Source organism: Deferrivibrio essentukiensis (assembly GCF_020480685.1).
In the GTDB taxonomy this organism is placed as follows: Bacteria; Chrysiogenota; Deferribacteres; order Deferribacterales; family Deferrivibrionaceae; genus Deferrivibrio; species Deferrivibrio essentukiensis.
This window is the reverse complement of the sequence record NZ_JAJAFU010000012.1, coordinates 49,256-67,498: the sequence shown is the minus strand read 5'-3', so window position 1 is coordinate 67,498 and position 18,243 is coordinate 49,256. Positions and strand designations below refer to the sequence as shown.

General features: G+C 33.7%; 15 protein-coding genes. 13 read left to right on the top strand and 2 right to left on the bottom strand.

What is annotated here, in order from left to right:
- Positions 1 to 96: 96 nt before the first annotated feature.
- The 8 genes from LF845_RS07290 (at position 97) to LF845_RS07255 (ending at position 7,728) form a co-directional block, all read left to right on the top strand.
- Positions 97 to 939, top strand: coding sequence for a hypothetical protein (locus LF845_RS07290; protein ID WP_242820350.1), 843 nt, complete (start codon positions 97 to 99; stop codon positions 937 to 939).
- 39 nt (positions 940 to 978) lie between these two features.
- Positions 979 to 2,823: a type II secretion system secretin GspD gene (gene gspD / locus LF845_RS07285; protein WP_242820349.1), complete on the top strand. Its 1,845-nt coding sequence runs from the start codon at positions 979 to 981 to the stop codon at positions 2,821 to 2,823.
- A complete protein-coding gene (locus LF845_RS07280; RefSeq protein WP_242820348.1) occupies positions 2,813 to 4,291 on the top strand; it encodes a GspE/PulE family protein in 1,479 nt (492 codons plus the stop codon). The genes gspD and LF845_RS07280 overlap by 11 nt, the downstream gene beginning before the upstream one ends.
- A gap of 3 nt (positions 4,292 to 4,294) precedes the next feature.
- On the top strand, positions 4,295 to 5,491 hold the full coding sequence (locus LF845_RS07275) for a type II secretion system F family protein (protein ID WP_242820347.1): 1,197 nt from the start codon (positions 4,295 to 4,297) through the stop codon (positions 5,489 to 5,491).
- A gap of 16 nt (positions 5,492 to 5,507) precedes the next feature.
- Complete coding sequence (locus LF845_RS07270; protein ID WP_242820346.1) at positions 5,508 to 6,188, top strand: DUF2231 domain-containing protein; 681 nt, start codon at positions 5,508 to 5,510, stop codon at positions 6,186 to 6,188.
- Positions 6,189 to 6,199: 11 nt separating this feature from the next.
- Positions 6,200 to 6,448, top strand: a complete 249-nt coding sequence (locus tag LF845_RS07265) for a ferritin family protein (protein ID WP_242820345.1) — start codon at positions 6,200 to 6,202, stop codon at positions 6,446 to 6,448.
- Between the two features lie 133 nt (positions 6,449 to 6,581).
- A complete protein-coding gene (locus LF845_RS07260; RefSeq protein ID WP_242820344.1) occupies positions 6,582 to 7,277 on the top strand; it encodes a 3'-5' exonuclease in 696 nt (231 codons plus the stop codon).
- A gap of 97 nt (positions 7,278 to 7,374) precedes the next feature.
- Positions 7,375 to 7,728: a hypothetical protein gene (locus LF845_RS07255; protein WP_242820343.1), complete on the top strand. Its 354-nt coding sequence runs from the start codon at positions 7,375 to 7,377 to the stop codon at positions 7,726 to 7,728.
- Between the two features lie 43 nt (positions 7,729 to 7,771).
- On the opposite strand, the gene fdhF is transcribed toward LF845_RS07255, so the two are convergent.
- The gene (fdhF, locus tag LF845_RS07250) at positions 7,772 to 10,486 is read right to left on the bottom strand and encodes a formate dehydrogenase subunit alpha (RefSeq protein ID WP_242820342.1); all 2,715 of its coding nucleotides are present in this window, start codon (positions 10,484 to 10,486) and stop codon (positions 7,772 to 7,774) included.
- Positions 10,479 to 11,975, bottom strand: a complete 1,497-nt coding sequence (locus tag LF845_RS07245; RefSeq protein ID WP_242820341.1) for an NADH-ubiquinone oxidoreductase-F iron-sulfur binding region domain-containing protein — start codon at positions 11,973 to 11,975, stop codon at positions 10,479 to 10,481. Before LF845_RS07245 ends, fdhF begins: the two co-directional genes overlap by 8 nt.
- Before the next feature lie 117 nt (positions 11,976 to 12,092).
- On the opposite strand from LF845_RS07245, the gene LF845_RS07240 reads away from it, so the two are divergent.
- From LF845_RS07240 to dnaK, 5 genes are all read left to right on the top strand, one after another.
- Positions 12,093 to 13,973, top strand: coding sequence for an ABC-F family ATP-binding cassette domain-containing protein (locus LF845_RS07240; RefSeq protein WP_242820340.1), 1,881 nt, complete (start codon positions 12,093 to 12,095; stop codon positions 13,971 to 13,973).
- Between the two features lie 245 nt (positions 13,974 to 14,218).
- A complete protein-coding gene (locus LF845_RS07235) occupies positions 14,219 to 14,419 on the top strand; it encodes a cold-shock protein (RefSeq protein WP_242820339.1) in 201 nt (66 codons plus the stop codon).
- 196 nt (positions 14,420 to 14,615) lie between these two features.
- The gene (hrcA, locus tag LF845_RS07230; RefSeq protein ID WP_242820338.1) at positions 14,616 to 15,647 is read left to right on the top strand and encodes a heat-inducible transcriptional repressor HrcA; all 1,032 of its coding nucleotides are present in this window, start codon (positions 14,616 to 14,618) and stop codon (positions 15,645 to 15,647) included.
- A complete protein-coding gene (grpE, locus tag LF845_RS07225; protein WP_242820337.1) occupies positions 15,640 to 16,242 on the top strand; it encodes a nucleotide exchange factor GrpE in 603 nt (200 codons plus the stop codon). The genes hrcA and grpE overlap by 8 nt, the downstream gene beginning before the upstream one ends.
- The gene (gene dnaK / locus LF845_RS07220; protein WP_242820336.1) at positions 16,235 to 18,169 is read left to right on the top strand and encodes a molecular chaperone DnaK; all 1,935 of its coding nucleotides are present in this window, start codon (positions 16,235 to 16,237) and stop codon (positions 18,167 to 18,169) included. The genes grpE and dnaK overlap by 8 nt, the downstream gene beginning before the upstream one ends.
- Positions 18,170 to 18,243 lie beyond the last annotated feature (74 nt).

The following is an 18,243-nucleotide window of genomic DNA, read 5'->3' as shown; positions in this document are numbered from 1 at the left end:
GTTTTATTTGAAAAAAAGATTGTAATGTGATAGCAATATATTTAAAAGATTTTGATATTTTTATGGCAGTATAATTTTATTTAGGATACTTAAAGTATGAATATAAAGTCAGCTTTTATGTTTATAGCAATATCGGGCTTTTCCATTGCTTCTGCATATTCCATATCAAAATATATTGAATATAAATATTATGTCCCTGTCTCTTCAAAAATTTCTGTTGAGAGCAAGCCTTCAATAGATTCATCAAAAAGATATGATGTTGAGGATATTTTAAGAATTAATCCTTTTAAATTGGACATATCCGACGAAAAACCTGCAAGTGTATTGCAAGAAGACACAAAGCAAAACACGGCTGATTTGACAGTGACCGATAACTTAAAAGCTTTGGGTTATACAGACGAAAACGGACTAATATTGGCTTTGGTCTTGCTCAATGATAAGGCTTATGTGTTTTCTTCAGAAAAAGAGGTAGAGGGTTATACCATTGAATACGTAGAAAATGATATACTGGTTTTAAATAAAAATGGCAAAAGGGTTGAGTTAAAGTTGGAAAAAGGGAAGAGCGGTATTGGTGCACCGAGTAAAATAATTTCAACCAATGGCAGCAATTCAGCAAGCTCACTTAACTATAAAGTAAAACGTAGCGATGTGGAGGCACAACTCAAAGATATTAATTCACTTATCAGGACAGTTTTTATATCCCCTTATTACAACAAAAATGAGTTTATTGGTTATAGAATCAGCAGGATGGCCAGCGATTCAATTTTGAGGAAAATAGGGATAAATCCAGGTGATGTAATTGTTAGGATTAACGGTGATTCTGTAGAGAATCCTCAAAAGATGATGGAACTATTAGGAAAAATTTCAGATGTAACTGCTGTAAGTATAGATATTTTAAGAAGGGGGCAGAAAAAGTCTGTTTTTGTCGAAATAGATTAGACATTTTAATACTCTAAATTAGAATTTGAGGAGATGTAGATGAAAAGGTTTTTTATTTTGTTGATAATGCTTGTTAGCTTTTATTCGATAGCTGCAGATATTGATGCTCAATTTAAAAATGTAAGTTTGAAAGACTTTTTACTGTTTGTTTCTGAATTTACCGGAAAGTCTGTTGTTTACGATGAAAACAGTATTTCCGGCAACTTGACGATACAGAGTAATGCGAAGTTGTCAAAAGAAAATTTGCTTGAAATAATGCACTCAGTCCTTTCTGTGAACGGCTATTATGCGGTTGATAAGGGAAATTACCTGCAAGTTTTGAAAAAGCAGGACATAAAGGAATATAACGAAGATTTGTATGATGGTAATAAAAAAAGCTCCACAAATTTTGTTACTGCGGTCATAACTCTTGATAATTTGGAATTAGCCAAGGTTGCCCAAAGTCTTGTTTCCATTAAGTCAAAATTCGGAAGTTTTCAAATAGTCAAAGAGGTCAATGCTATTGTTGTAAGTGATGAGACAGAAAGAATTTTGAAAATAAAAGAGATACTTAATGAAATGGAAAAATATGCCAACGATTTTGAATTTAAAAGTTTTATAATAAAAAACACCACTGCTACCAGTCTTGAAAATAAGTTGAAAGAATTTTATAAACAACTTGCAACTCAAGGGTTATTGCCGTTTAATCCTGTAACGATTTCCGATGATTATACGAATACTTTGATAATAGGTGCCAAGCCAAATGAGATGGCAAAGGCAGAGTATTTAATAGAAAAGCTTGATAGCAGTGCAACAGTTTCTGCCACCAAACCTCAGGTTTACAATCTTAAGAACGTACAGGCTGAGGATGTGGAAAAGATACTGAATAAATTGTTGGCGACAATGGTTGACCCAAAGGACAAAAAATCTATTAGCTCTAAGGTGGCTTCTGATAAATCTACCAATTCAATTATCGCATTAGGGGATAAGGAGCTTTATGACAATATCGCTGCTCTTATTGAAAAACTCGACGTTCCAAGAAAACAGGTGTATATCGAAGCGCTTATTCTTGAAACTAGCATAGAAAACGGTGCAAATTTTGGTGTTGAATGGCTTGCAGGTGGTGGTAACTCAAATGCTGCCGGCAGTGTAGGATTTTTAAACGGCGGTAATCTTACAAATTTTCAGGCTCCGGTTTTGGATGGAGAATCTCCTAATTTTGCTGCACTTCCTGGGGGATTTACTGCATCAATTTTGGGGAACGTTATTTCTTACGAGGGGGTCAAGTTTCCTACTCTTTCAGCACTTGTTAACTTTATTAAAACTGATAGTTCAATTAATATTATCTCAAATCCTCAGATATTGACTCTTGACAACGAAGAAGCAGAAGTATTTGTGGGTGAAAATAGGCCATTTGTTACAAGTACTAAGTATGATTCTAATAACAGCAATCCTGTAAGCTCTTACGATTATAGAGATGTAGGAGTAAGATTAAAAGTAACTCCGCATATAGCAGATAATGAAACTTTAACATTGAAGGTAGAGCAAGAAGTAAAAAAAGTAATAGCTAATGCGACAAGTGCAGACTTAACTGCACCCATAACCCTTACCAGACAGACTAAAACAAATGTAGAGCTTATAAATGGATATACTATGGTTATAAGTGGACTTATCGGGGATGATACTTCCGTATCAAATTCTGAGGTGCCGGGGCTTTCAAAAATACCTTTGATAGGGTGGCTTTTTAAATCAAAGAGCAGGAGTGATTCTAAAACAAATATGATGGTGTTTATCTCGGCTCAAATAATTAATACCAGAGATGATTTAAAGCTTATTACCGCAGAAAAAATGCAGTATCAGCAAATGATAAATAAAAATCAACAGAAAGTTATAAATGGTAAATAGTATGCAGGTAAATTTTGAAGACCTAAAAAAAACAGTTTATTCAGTTTATCAAAAATTTCCTGATAAGACTAATTTTGTGCCTTTTATTAACGACAACAAGTTGAGTTTTTACTATTCGGATATGGAAGGGTTTAAAAAAGCGCTGTTTTTAGCTAATAACTTAGGTCTGAAAGCAAGTTTTGAAAGCGTTGATAAAAGGGTTATTCTTGAAATTTTGGAGTCAATTTCCAGTGATTTAGATGTAGAAATTGAAACAACTAAAGAGGATGACAGTGAATCAGTGGAGGATATATTATCGGCGACATACCAGGATGCTCCTATAATAGGACTTGTAAATCAGATAATTGTAAATGCCGTTAAGGCTGACGCCAGTGATATCCATTTTGAAAATGTAGATGATTTTTTTATAGTTAGGTACAGAGTTGATGGTATTTTAAGGACTATAAGGAAATTTCAAAAAGGCATTCATTCAACTATAGTCGCCAGATTAAAGGTAATGGCTATGTTGGATGTATCAGAAACGAGAAAGCCTCAGGATGGCAGGATAAACATAAAAGTTGGCAACAGGGCAGTGGATATGAGGGTGTCGACTATTCCCTCTACAAAGGGCGAAAAGGTAGTTTTAAGGGTTCTCGAAAAGACTAAGGGTTTAATAACTTTAGATAATCTTGGTATCCCTGAGAAATTTGCGGAAAAATATAAAAATTATATAAAAAAGCCTAACGGAATAATTTTGGTAACCGGGCCTACAGGTAGTGGTAAGACAACTACTTTGTACGCTTCGCTGATGGAGCTTGATAGGGAAACAAAAAACATTGTCACTATTGAAGATCCTGTTGAATATCAGATTGAGAAGATAACTCAAGTACAGGTTAATCCTGTGGTAAACCTTACTTTTGCTTCAGCAATTAAATCATTTTTAAGACAAGACCCTGATATTATTCTTGTAGGTGAGATTAGAGATGAGGAAACAGCAAAGGCAGCTGTTCAGGCTTCATTGACAGGTCACCTTGTACTATCCACACTTCATACAAATGATGCCCCTACAGCAGTAGCAAGATTAATAGATATGGGGGTAGAACCATTTTTGGTTGCTTCTTCACTTCTTCTTGTTGTTGGTCAAAGACTTGTCAGAAAAGTTTGTGAACATTGTAAACAAGAGAAGATTGTTGATGACAGTGAGAAAAAACTGTTTGGAAATCAATCAATTGATTTTGACAAATATTTTGTTGGCAAAGGGTGCCATGAATGCATGAATACCGGATATAAAGGTAGAATTGCTATTTATGAATTTTTGGAAATAGATGATGAAATAAGAAAGCTTGTTACCATAAAAGCAAGTTCAAAAGATATTGAAAGACAAGCAAGAAAAAAAGGGTATAAATCTTTGGTAGAAGAGGGTATGAGGTTGATAAAAGAGGGTAAGACTACTATGCAGGAAGTTATTGCAGTCACACAGTTTGAGTAAGTTATGCCTATTTACAGCTACAAAGGGATAAGTACATCAGGGAAAAAAATCAGCGGGACTCTTGAAGCAAATTCCAGAAGTGCTCTAATAATGGCATTGAAAGAGCAGGGTGTTTTTGCGGAAGAGATTATTGAAGTTACAGAAAGGAAGGGTTTTGATTTATTTGATTTTTCCTTTTTGTTAAAGAAGCGATTGCCAGATATTTTCTTTCAGATTGCTACACTTTTGAAAAGTGGAATTGTACTCACTGAAGCATTTAAAATCATAGGAAACCAGCAATCATCTAGGCATTTGAAAAGAATCTTGCTTGATATTTCTTCAAAGTTAAGTGGCGGGGAAAAGTTATCGACTGTACTTGAAAATTACAAGAACCTTTTTAGCGACACACATATAAGTATAATTAGAGCAAGCGAGAGCATCGGAAGACTTGCAGAGTCTCTGGAGAATATGGGTAGATATGAAGAGGATAGGAGAAAAAGTATAGATAAGATTAAATTGGCAATGATATACCCATTGATTGTTCTTAGTGTGGGGCTTGGAGTTGTCGGATTTTTGCTTGCTTATGTTGTTCCAAAGATGGAAAATGTTTTTGTGTCAGTAAATAGAAAACTTCCTTTGTCAACTGAAATACTGATAAATGCCGGAAATTTTATTAAAAATTATGGGTATTTATTGATGTTTTTCCTTACTGTTATTTTTATTAGTTTTAGGTTCATACTTAAAAATAATAAAAAATTAAAGTTATCGATAGATAGAAGGCTGTCTAAATTTAAAATAATAGAGAATATTAATCTTTATCGTTTTTGTGAGACTATGAGTTTTCTTTTAAAAGAAGGGGTAATGCTTGTGTCAGCTATTGAGATATCTACAAATACTATTAAAAGTGAATATTACAAAGGTAAATTAAAAGAAGTTGCCTTTGATGTAAAAATGGGAAAATCTTTTTCGCAAAGTATTATGGAAAAAGGTTGCTTTTCGGAAATTATAGCAGCTGCGATAAAAACGGGTGAAAAGAGTGGCAATTTGCCTGGTATATTTGAGCGTTTGTCTTCTTATTATTTAAAAAGGTTGGAAAAGGTTACAAACATTTTTCTTTCAACTGTTGAGCCTATGTTTATTCTATTTTTGGGGCTTGTAGTAGGTTTTATAGTAATTTCAATAATGTCACCTTTATTTGAACTTAATACGTTGGTAAAATAATCTTTCGGGGGAACTGATGAGGCGAGAAGAAGTTAAAAAGTTTAACGGTAAGGATGGTCAGCCGGCTTATATTATTTATAAAGATAAGGTTTATGATGTAACAAATAGTAGATTATGGAAAAATGGTGTTCACATGAACAGACATAAAGCCGGCGAGGATATGACAGATTTTATATCAATGGCTCCACACGGTGATGATCTGCTAAAAAGGGACAATATCAAATATGTTTGTGATGTAGAGCCTGAAGAGATTATTCCTGACAAAAAAGACAATTTGAGAAGAATTTATGCTAAATACCATCCTCATCCGGTATTTATACACTACCCGATGGGTATATTATATTTTGGTGCTTTTATGCTTTTGTTATATATCATTACAAAAAACCAAAGCTTTGAACAAACGGCTTTTTACTCTTTAATTTGCGGGACACTGTCTATTTTCCCGGCGGTTGCTTCCGGTATTTTTAGTTGGTGGCTAAACTATGAGATGACCATGACAAAAATCTTCAAAAATAAATTGACCTTTTCTATCATTTTAACTGCTATATGTGTCCTATTAAGTATAATTAGATTATCAAATCCCGAAATTATTTCTTCACCCGGATTATTTGCTTTTTACTGTTTATTATATTTTATATCAATACCTGTATTAACTTTAATTGCCTATAACGGCGGCAAAATTACTTGGCCAAATTAAGGGAGGATGCAATGGAAAATTTGAGCAAAAAAGAGATGATGAAAGCACTTGAGGAGATGATTCAGGTTGTGTTGATTAGAATACCTAAGGAAGTGGAAGCCATGAGGTTTTATCAATCTGCCGCTGAAAAATCAGTGACCCAAGCTTCAAAAGAGCTTTTTTTGAATCTTGCCCAGCAGGAGAAAGGGCATGAAGCCGAGCTTAGGCGGATACTTGAGGATTTGAAAAGACAGTTAAATGAATTAAAAAGAAGCAGCTAAAAAGCTTACAATATTTTATATAATAATTTCATTGTATTCATATTTTTATTTTAATTTCTCCGTGAATTTTCTTTAAAATAATGTTATAAAATTTATAACAATGCTTGGTAATACGTTTTGGAGATAAGCTAATATGATAAAATTTCTGAAGCAGAGTTTCTTTTTCAAAGATAAAAGCGGAAAAGATCCGGTGGTGGATTATGTGGTAAAGATGTGTAATGCCTACAATAAGAAAAATTTTATGAACACATCCCTTTATGATGCAGAGTTTTCTGTAGTGGATACCGAGACTACGGGGCTTGATATTAATACAGCAAAGATAATAAATATAGCTGCTGTTAAAATTAAAAATTTTAAGATTATTGACTATTACAATGCATTTATAAACCCTGGCATGAAAATAAATCCTGATTCTATAAAGTGGCACGGTATTTCAGATGATATGGTGAGAGACAAGCCACACGTTATAGAAGTTTTGCCTGAATTTATGAGGTTTATTAAAAATTCCATCATTGTTGGGCATCACATTAAATTTGATATGGATATGATTTCAAAAGAGATGTTTGATACTTACGGATGTTCGATAAAGCAAAGGTGTCTTGACACAATGTTTATTTATACTCGCGGTGTGATAAAAAGGGATGACCATGTAAGCCTTGATTTTTTACTTGACCTTTATAAGGTTAAATGTATTGGTCGCCATACTGCCCTTGGTGATGCAATGGCAACAGCTGAAGTGTTTAATAAAATGATTATGCAAATATCTGGTGAATATAAAAAAGTTAGTGAGCTTTTTGAACTGCAAAAGGATAATACTGCAAATATGTAAAACATTTCAAAAATGTTGTATGGATTTGTAAAAAATTATTGTATAATTAGTTGAGTTGTTTTACTGTCAGATTATAAAAATTTAAGGGGGAATAACTATGAAAAAGGTTATTGTTTCATTTTTGGCTTGCTTTATCCTTTTTGCCTCATTTAGTTATGCTGAGACAAGAGGAGCTGTTGTTATGAAGGATACTGCTTACGGTGCTGTTACCGGGGCTATTATCGGTGCAGCTTTTCTTGCATTTGAAGAAAAACCTGGCGACCACCTTGAGTATATCTCTTATGGAGCAGCAGGTGGAGCTATTGTAGGGGCAATTTTTGGGATTTATGAGGCAACAGCTCTTGTGGAAATCGAAAATGGTAAGACTAAAATTGCGATACCTACTATTAAGACAAATGTAAAAGGTATCGAAAAAGTAGCAAATGCAGATATTTTAAAAGTTAAGTTTTAATATCTATTTAAAGGCGGAAAGGCTTATTGCTTTTCCGTCTGATTCAAATACTCTGAATATTCACAGCTGAAATTTTGTATTGAGGTATCTTTGCTTTTGGGTCAAGAGCTTTTGCAGTGAGCGTATTTACATTCCCTTCATAAAAATGAAAATTTCCAAAAACTGTACCCTTTTGATTTCTTTCTGTTAGAAATGCCTTTGCAATAATTTCACCCCTTTTTGAGATAATTTTTACATTGCTATTATCTTTAATGTCATACCTTTTTGCATCTTCCGGATGAATTAACACAACCGGATGGTCGGATATTTTCGATAATTCATCTACTCTTCTTGTAAGCTCTCCACCGTGCCAATGGTAAATTTCTCGACCTGTATTTAAAATTAGAGGGAAATTTTCATCAGTTATTTCGTGCGGCATTTGAGGGGATATTGCAAAAAATTTCCCTTTCCCTCTTGAAAAAGACTTCGTATGTAAAATTGGCGTCCCATTTGGATATTTACTATTTACCGGCCAGCAAATTTTCTCCTTTTTAATTTTTTTATAACTAACTTGTTCATAAATCGGGGTAGTAGCATTTATTTCATCCATTACATCTTCATATGATTTATAATTCCATGAGCTATAAATACCTGATGGTTTTAATTTCATTTTTGAAATTATTATATTTGCAAGTGTATTAAGTATTTCGAAATCTGTCTTTGAGTTATACAGAGGTTTAAAAAGTGGAGAAAGCCTTTGAATACGTCTTTCCGTATTTGTAAATGTGCCATCTTTTTCCGCAAAGGTTGCAGCAGGAAGTATCACATCGGCAAATTTAGAAGTTTCTGTAGGAAATATATCTTGAAGCACAAGGAAATCGCATATTTTTAGTTTTTCTGTTACTTTTTGAATATCTGGCTCAGTCATAGCCGGATTTTCTCCCATGATATAAAGAGCCTTTACATTTTTATCCAAATTGTCAATCATTTCTGTAACAGTATATCCCGGGGTATTGTTCAGTGGTAAATCATTTTCAAATTGCCACAGATTATGAAATTTATTAATCACATCTTTATCAATTACCTTCTGATAGCCCGGAAAAACATCGGGAAGCCCACCCATGTCACAGGCACCCTGAACATTATTTTGCCCTCTAAGCGGATTTAATCCACCACCTTTAACTCCGACATTTCCGGTAAGAAGCTGCAGGTTAGAAATGGCAATTACATTATCCACCCCGTAAATATGCTGAGTTATCCCCATTGCCCAAATGGCAGCAGTCGGCTTTTCAGTAGCGATGAGCTTTGCTGTTTGAAAAAGTTTTTCGTAATCTATACCTGTTTTTGCAACAGCCTCATCTACGTCAAATGTAAGAATATATTTTTTAAATTCCTCGAAATTCTCGCATCTTTCTTTGATAAAAGTATCATCTTGCCAATTGTTTTCTAAAATTATTCGGCACAGTGCATTGATTAAGTAAATATCACTACCGCTTTTAATGTTAAGGTATATGTCAGAAAATTCAGCAATATCTATAAATCTCGGGTCAGCAACTATCAGATTTATTTTTCTTTCCATTACTGCTCTTCTTAGCATTACGCCAAATACAGGGTGTTGCTCCGTGACATTTGCACCAATAATAAAAACTGTCTTCGAATTTTCGGCAATATCATCCATTCCATTTGTCATTGCACCTGAGCCAACAGTTTCGATTAGTCCGACTACTGTCGATGAGTGGCAGAGTCTTGCACAATGGTCTATATTATTTGTCTTAAAAATTTGCCTTGCAAGTTTTTGGAAAAGATAGTTTTCCTCATTTGTACATTTGGCTGAAGACATAAAAGAAAGTGCCTGTCCACCATATTTTTTATAAATTTGAATTAATTTATCTGACACTATGTCAAGAGCTTTTTCCCATGAAACTTCCATTAATTCATGGTCAGTATCTTTTAAAGCCTCTTTTTTGCTCGTATTTTCCAAAAGATATCTTCTTACCAAAGGATTTTTTAAACGTTGACTATTTAAAACATAGCTATTGCCATATCTCCCCTTGACACAAAGGGATGAATATTTTTCACCATTTTGAATAGGCTTTGAAATTATATTTTCTCCGTCAAAAGAAAGGTCAAGCTGACATCCCACACCGCAATAACTACAGATTGTTTCACATTTTGTTGTCACCTTTGATAATTTTTTCTTATTAGAGATGGCACCAGTCGGGCAAAAGTCTACACATGTGCCACAAAATTCACAACCTCCATCTTCAAATGATTCGTCAATGCCGATATTAAGTGCTAAATCTACCCCTTTATTTCTAAAATTCCAGATAAAACGTCCTTGTAAATTACTACAAGCCGTCACACATTTCCCGCAAAGAAAGCATAAATCAGGATTAAAGTTAAAAAATAAATTTTCAACCATTTGGTTACTACTATTTTTGGTAATATTTTTAATATTTGCTGCAGCAAGTTTTTTTAAATTTTCAGGAAGCTTTTCAAAATCCACATTTTCAAACATTAACTGTATATTTGTATTTCTAATTTCTACTAACTCATCAGTATTCGTTATTATATTCATCCCTTCATATGTTTTTGTATTACAAGAAGTTACATATCTATTATCAGCCTTTACAATACATACTTTACACCTGCCGATATGTGGCAGATATTTGTCATAACAGATAGTTGGAATTTCAATGCCTATCCGTTGGCATGCTTCAAAGATTGTAATACCTTCAGGTGTATTTATGTCTTTTCCATTAATAGTTATTTTAATCAAAATATTCCCCTTCAACAATTTTTATAAATGATGATACAGGTTGAAAACCTGCTTTGCCAAGTCCACAAAGAGTAGATTTGGAAATAGAAGATGATAAATTGACTGCCTCTTCAAACCTATTATTACTAATTAAATTTTTGAGCTTTGAATAGCCTAAAAAGCAAGGGTTACACTGCCCGCACGACTGCTCAGCAAAAAAATCTAATATATAAAGCATTATTTCCTTTAATTTATCATATTTACTAAAAATATATATTGAGCCTGCACCTGATTTATTTTCAAGTAATTTTTTTAATGGTTTTTCAAACTGTTTGCTATTTACAAAAAAACCTGAAGCCCCACCAATAATTGCAAAGTAATCATTCTCTTTATTAGCAAAGCCGCCCGCAAACTTAGCTACAATTTCATTTATAGAGTTAGAGCCATCCGTTTCAAATATCCCTTTTGAGTTAACTTCACCGGCAATAGAAAAAATTCGTCTGTCAGCAATAGATGGCCTCTCAGCAAGAATTTCAAATATCCACCCCATAGTTTCAACATTTTGGATAATAGTAGGTTTGTTAAAAAGTCCTGATTCCCCCGGAAATGGAGGTTTTATCCTCGGATGCCCTCTTTTACCCTCAATAGACTCTAATAAGGCTGTCTCTTCGCCGCAAATATAAGCTCCTGCTCCTGAAACAATTGTAAAATTAAATCCTTTAAATTTATTTTGGAAAATATCGACAGTTTCTTTTAAAATTTCTTTTTGTTTTATGTATTCTCCCCTGATATAAATATAAATATCTTTAGCATTAACCATATGAGCTGCTAAAATCATACCTGAAACAACAGCAAAAGGGTTATTGTCTATTATGCCTCTATCTTTAAATACAAAAGGCTCAGACTCATCTGCATTACATATTACAATTTTTTCCCCTTTACTTTGCCTTGTAAGTTGCAATTTTTTACCGGTAGGAAATCCTGCTCCACCTTTTCCGGTCAGGTTTGAAGAGATTATATTATCTATAAGGTTATTTGGGTTTACCTCTAATAACTTATTAAGTTTATCTAAATAATACTCAACATCTTTAATATTTAATAAGTAGAGGTTTTTATTGTCACTATTTAAAATTTTTGTTTTGCCGATTTTTGATATCTTATCGCTTTGAAAAGAAACTTGCTCACCATTAAAAATACCCGGACTATTATGGTCGCATAGCCCTAAGCAATTTATAAAATTACAGTCTTTACCATTATATGTGTTACATCCGGGTGCTTTGCACACATATTTTACATCAGATTTTTCAAACTTTATCATTTCATAAAAGCTTAATATTGAAATTGCAACTGAATCGGCAATGCCATATCTGTTAGCGAGACTTTTAATGTCTTCATTTTTAAGAAAACCTTGTTTTTCTTGGATATCTTTTGCCATATTTAAAAAAAACGACAAGTTTTCCTTATTTTTTATGGATGAAAGAGATTTTATCTTTTTTCTTGTAATTGGCATGTAACATCCTTGTAGATTTTTTCACATTATAAAGGATTATATTACATTTTTAAACAAAAATAAGTTTGAAATAAAATTTTGAATCTGCTATCACCCTGTAGACAATAGGAGAATAAAGTGAACATAATATCGGTAGACAAAATTTCAAAATCTGTTGGTGAAAAAGTACTTTTTGAAAATATTTCTTTTGGGATAGATGAAGGGCAAAAAGTTGCCTTGATAGGGATAAATGGTTCTGGCAAAACAACACTGTTAAATATTTTGGCAGGTATTGAGCAGCCTGATAGCGGTAAAGTTGCCGTTAATAATGACTGTTATATAAATTACCTTAGGCAGTTTCCAAAGTTTGACCCGGAAGAAAAAATTATAGATCACATATTTAAGAGTAATTCACCTGTTGTTCAGGCAATTAAAGAATATGAATTTCTATGTAATAATCCAACAAATGATGATAAATATGTAAAAAAGTTAGATGAAATGATTACTTTGCTTGATAAGCTTGAAGCTTGGCAGTTTGAGTCTGAAATAAAGTCCATACTTGCTGAGCTTGGTATCAAAGATTTAAATCTCAAGATGAAAGAGCTTTCAGGAGGGATGATTAAGAAAGTAGCTCTTGCTCAGGCACTGATTGATAGCGGAAATTTACTTATATTAGATGAGCCTACAAACCATCTCGACATAAATACTACTTGCTGGCTTGAAGAATATTTAGTTAAAACAAGAAAAACAATTATCATGGTAACTCATGACCGCTACTTTTTAGACAATGTATGTAACTTAATTTTAGAAATTGATAACAAAACCCTTTACCAATTTAATGGAAACTTTTCTTTTTATTTAGAGAAGAAAAGTGAAATGATTGATACACAAAAAAGGGAAAATCTCAAAATACAAAATATATTGAGAAATGAGCTAAAGTGGCTTAGCAGAGGGGCAAGAGCAAGGACAACTAAACAAAAAGCAAGAATCGAAAGAATTGAAGAGTTGCAGCAAAAACCTTCCTTTACTGAAGAAACCATAACCGAATTTAGAAGCAAGTCAAGGCGGCTTGGTAATAAAATATTAGAAATTAAAGATATTTCCAAAAGTTATGATGGTAAACAAATCATTAAGCCCTTCAGCTATACTTTCAAGCACAATGAAAGACTTGGTATTGTAGGGCCAAATGGTGCCGGTAAATCTACCTTTATTAAACTAATTACTGAAATGGAAAAGACAGATTCAGGGGATGTTATAAAAGGGGTAAATACACAATTTGCTATTTTTGATCAGCATAGTGCAGCACTTGACCCTGATAAGAGGATTATAGATATTATCAAAGAGGAAAAAGAGGTTATCGATACTCCTGATGGAAAGTTTATTTCTCCCGGAAAATTTTTGGAAATGTTTTTATTCCCATCAAATATGCACCATACCCCTGTTTCAAAATTATCAGGGGGAGAAAAGAGGAGACTACACCTTGTGCTTCTTCTATTGAAAAATCCCAATTTTCTTATTTTGGACGAACCAACAAACGATTTAGACATAAAAACATTATCAGTTTTGGAAGATTATCTGGATAATTTTCAAGGGTGTTTATTAGTTATCTCTCATGACAGATATTTTATGGATAGGGTAACTGACCACCTTTTTATATTTGATGGAGATGGCAATATCGATGAATTTCCAGGAAATTTTACCGATTATATTGCCAAAAAATCTGAAAAGCGGTCAAAATCTGATAGTAAGTCACAAAATGACAGTAAAGGTGCAGTAAAACAAAAATCAAACAAAAATAAACTTACATATTTGGAGAAGAAAGAGTTTGAGACTATTGAAGTTGAAATTGAAGAGCTTGAAAAAAGAAAAGAAGAGCTGGAAGCCAAACTTGCTGCAGGTGGGACTAATTATGCCGAGTTAGCGGAGTATCAAAGTGAGCTTGAAAAAATAGAAGAGGAAATATTAAATAAGATAGAAAGATGGGAATTTTTGATAGAAAAAAGTGAAAATAATGACTAAATATTATCTTTTAAAAGATAATCTAAAATTTTTGTAATATGTTACTCATTAATGGTAAAGAGTAATTTAATTATATTTAAATTATTTTATTTATTTTAAAAATAATGCTTGCTATTAAGTTTAAATACTGTATCTTAACCATAAGATTTGGTTGTGTAGCAGTTTAAAAGAGAACTTAAGCCGTACATACCTTGTGCGGCTTTTTTTTATGCCCCAATCAGACAAAATTTAAGTGAGGTAGCACAATGTTTAAAGGAACAGTAAAATGGTTTAACGATTCAAAAGGATTCGGATTTATTACTACGGAAGATGGAGAGGACGTATTCGTACATCATACTTCAATTCAAAAAGAAGGCTTTAGGTCTTTAGTAGAGAATGAAAGGGTCAAATTTGACATTGATAAAACAAACAGAGGTCCGGCAGCTATAAATGTTGTAGGTCTTTAAACAACTAAAGGCGGGTAATTCACCCGCCTTTTTTTGTTATTTCAACTTAAGTTTCAAATTAAAAATCTAAAAATAGTGTTCAAAAATAGTTAGAAGTTAATCCAAATTTATCTTGACAAAAATAAGCTCTCTTTATATCTTTAGATTAGCACTCGGCGGAAGAGAGTGCTAATAAATAAGGTTGGTGAGGGCTAGCGTGCTAACAGATAGAGAGGCCAAGGTTTTAAAGATTATTGTTGATGAGTATATAAACAGCAGCGTACCTGTCGGCTCAAGATTTATATCTAAAAACAGTGACTTAAACCTTAGTCCTGCATCAATCAGAAATATAATGAGCGATTTGGAAGAAAAAGGTTTTATATCTCAGACTCATATATCTTCAGGAAGGATTCCTACTGACAAAGGGTTTAGATACTATGTTGACCAGTTTGTTACATTTAATAAGGGTTTGATAGAAAAGATAAAAGAGATTGAGAATGTAAGTCCTTTAAATATGGAGTTTCTTTTTAAAGAGATTAGCAAAAAGCTTGGCGAAGTTTCTCATTCAGTAGGTTTTGTAGTCTCACCTAAAATAAACAGTATGTACCTGAAACATATTGAGTTTTTAAGACTTAACCGTGAACGGGTACTTTGTATAGTTGTTACAAAATCAGGTATAGTCCATAATTTAATTATGAATTTAGGTGAAAATTATACTGAATCAGATTTACAAAAGGTTTCTAACTATTTAAATACACATTTTCAAAATCAAAGCTTGATGGATATAAAAAATAAGCTTTTTCAGGATATTGCTTCTAAAAAAAGTGAGTTTGATGAGGTGGCTGAAAAAGCAAAAGAGATAGCCGGTGATTATTTGTTCACACATGATTTTGGTGGAGAGTTGGTAATTTATGGTACTAAAAATGTGCTGAGCTTGCCTGAATTTAAGGATGCCGATAGCCTTAAAAACTTGCTTGATTTTTTTGAAGAAAAAACCTTGATATATGAAATTATTGATAAATGTATCCATGAGCCGACAGTAAAAATTTTCATCGGTTCTGAAATTAATGATGAAAATCTGAATATAAGCCTTGTTGCTAAGCCTTATAAAAGGGATGAAAATGTAATTGGGACACTTGGAGTAATTGGACCAAAAAGGATGCGATATCCGGAAATAATACCAATAGTAGATTATACTGCTGAAATAATGTCAAAACTTATGAATAAAATTGGAGGAGCTGATGAGTAAAAAGAAGAGGGATGAGGCTTTTCAAGAAGAACAAAGCATTCCTGAAGAAAATATTCAAGAGGAAGAAATAGTAATTGATGAAAATGAGGATACTGAGAAAATTTTGTTAAAAAAAGAGATAGAATCATTAAAAAAGGAGGTTGAAGAGAAAAAAGAACATTCTCTTAGACTTGCCGCTGAGCTTGATAATTTTAGGAAGAGACTTTCAAAAGAGACAGAGGAAAAGTTAAAATATGCCAATCAACAGATAATATTAGATTTTTTAGTTATTATCGATAATTTGGAGATGGCTCTGTCTCATATTAAAGAGTCAGAAGAGATAAAGGCTTTAAAAGAAGGGGTGGAGCTTACACTTAAGCAGTTTAAGGATACTTTGGCTAAATATGGTGCTAAAGAGATTGAAACAAACATAGGTGATGAATTTAACCCTAATTTGCATGATGCATTAATGTTAGATGCAGATCATAATCATAAAAATAATGCTATTACGCTTGTCATGCAAAAAGGTTACACTCTACATGACAGGGTTATAAGACCCACAAAGGTTAGAGTAAATAAAGTAGAAAATATAGAGAAGGAGGACTCAAATGGGTAACAGTTCAAAGGTAATCGGTATCGACTTAGGTACTACAAACTCAGTTGTCGCAGTAATGGAAGGTGGACAGCCTAAGGTAATTATAAATGCAGAAGGTATGGCCACAACACCCTCTGTTGTAGCATTTACAGACAGCGGAGAAAAATTGGTAGGTATGCTTGCAAAAAGGCAGGCAATTACAAACCCGGAAAATACTATTTTTAGTATTAAAAGGTTGATAGGTAGGAAGTTTGACTCTGACCAGGTTGAAAAAGGGAAGAAGATACTTCCTTATAAGATAGTTCCATCAGATAATAATGATGCTTGGGTAGAGGTAAAGGGTAAAAAGTATGCCCCACAAGAGATTTCTGCTATGATATTGCAAAAACTAAAAAAGACTGCTGAAGAGTATCTCGGAGAAACAGTAACAGATGCTGTAATAACAGTGCCTGCTTATTTCAACGATGCTCAGCGTCAGGCTACTAAGGATGCAGGGAAAATAGCAGGGCTCAATGTGTTAAGAATTATAAACGAGCCGACAGCAGCAGCACTTGCTTATGGATTGGATAAGAAAAAGGATGAAAAGATAGCAGTTTACGACCTTGGCGGCGGTACTTTTGATATTTCAATACTTGAGCTTGGTGATGGTGTATTTGAAGTAAAATCTACAAATGGTGATACTTTCCTTGGTGGGGATGACTTTGACTTAAGGATTGTAAACTGGTTAATTGATGAATTTAAAAAAGAGAATGGAATTGATCTTAAAAATGATAAAATGGCATTACAGCGTTTGAAAGAGGCTGCAGAAAAGGCTAAACACGAGCTTTCAACTGCACTTGAGACAGAAATTAACTTGCCGTTTATCACTGCTGACCAGACAGGTCCTAAGCACCTTGTTAAAAAGCTTTCAAGGGCAAAACTTGAAGGTTTGGTAATGGATCTTGTTGAAGGTACTTTGGAGCCATGTAAGCAGGCTCTTAAAGATGCCGGTCTTACTGCAGCTGATATAGATGAAGTTATACTAGTTGGTGGTATGACAAGGATGCCACTTGTACAGCAAAAGGTTAAAGAATTTTTCGGTAAAGAGCCGCATAAGGGGATTAACCCTGATGAAGTTGTTGCTATTGGTGCTGCGATTCAGGGTGGTGTGTTAAGAGGTGACGTTAAAGATGTACTTCTTTTGGACGTTACTCCACTTTCACTTGGTATTGAGACTCTTGGTGGGGTAATGACAAAAATTATCAATAGAAATACCACTATTCCAACAAAGAAGAGCCAGGTATTTACTACTGCACAGGATAACCAGACATCAGTTACCATCCACGTGCTCCAAGGTGAGCGTGAGATGGCTCAAGACAACAAATCTATCGGAAGATTTGACCTTGTAGGTATAGCACCTGCTCCACGTGGGGTGCCTCAAATTGAGGTAACTTTTGACATAGATGCAAACGGTATTTTAAGTGTTTATGCAAAAGATTTGGGTACAGGTAAGGAGCAGTCTATAAGAATTACACCAAGTAGCGGTTTGAGTGAAGAAGAGATAGAAAAGATGGTTAAGGATGCTGAGCTTAATGCTGAAGCTGACAGAAAGAAAAAAGAGTTAATAGAAGTAAAAAACCAAGCTGATACTTTGATATACTCGACAGAAAAATCTCTTAAAGAGCATGGTGATAAAGTAGATGCTGCTACCAAAGAGAGTATTGAAAAGGCTTTAGAAGAATTGAAGCAATTACAAGCTGGCGATGATGCTGAAAAAATAAAGGCTGGCATCGAAAAACTTGCCAATGCTTCTCATAAACTTGCTGAAGAGATTTACAAAACAGCAGGGGCACAGCAAGGACAAAATACAGGAGCAGGAGCTGAAGCAGGTTCCGGTGCTGAACAATCTGACAACAAAGATGAAAATGTTGTCGATGCAGACTTTGAAGAAGTTAAAGACGATAAATAATAACAACATCATGAAGGGGCATTTTTGCCCCTTTTATTTTTTTTCAAATAATGATATACGGTCTGATTCACAAT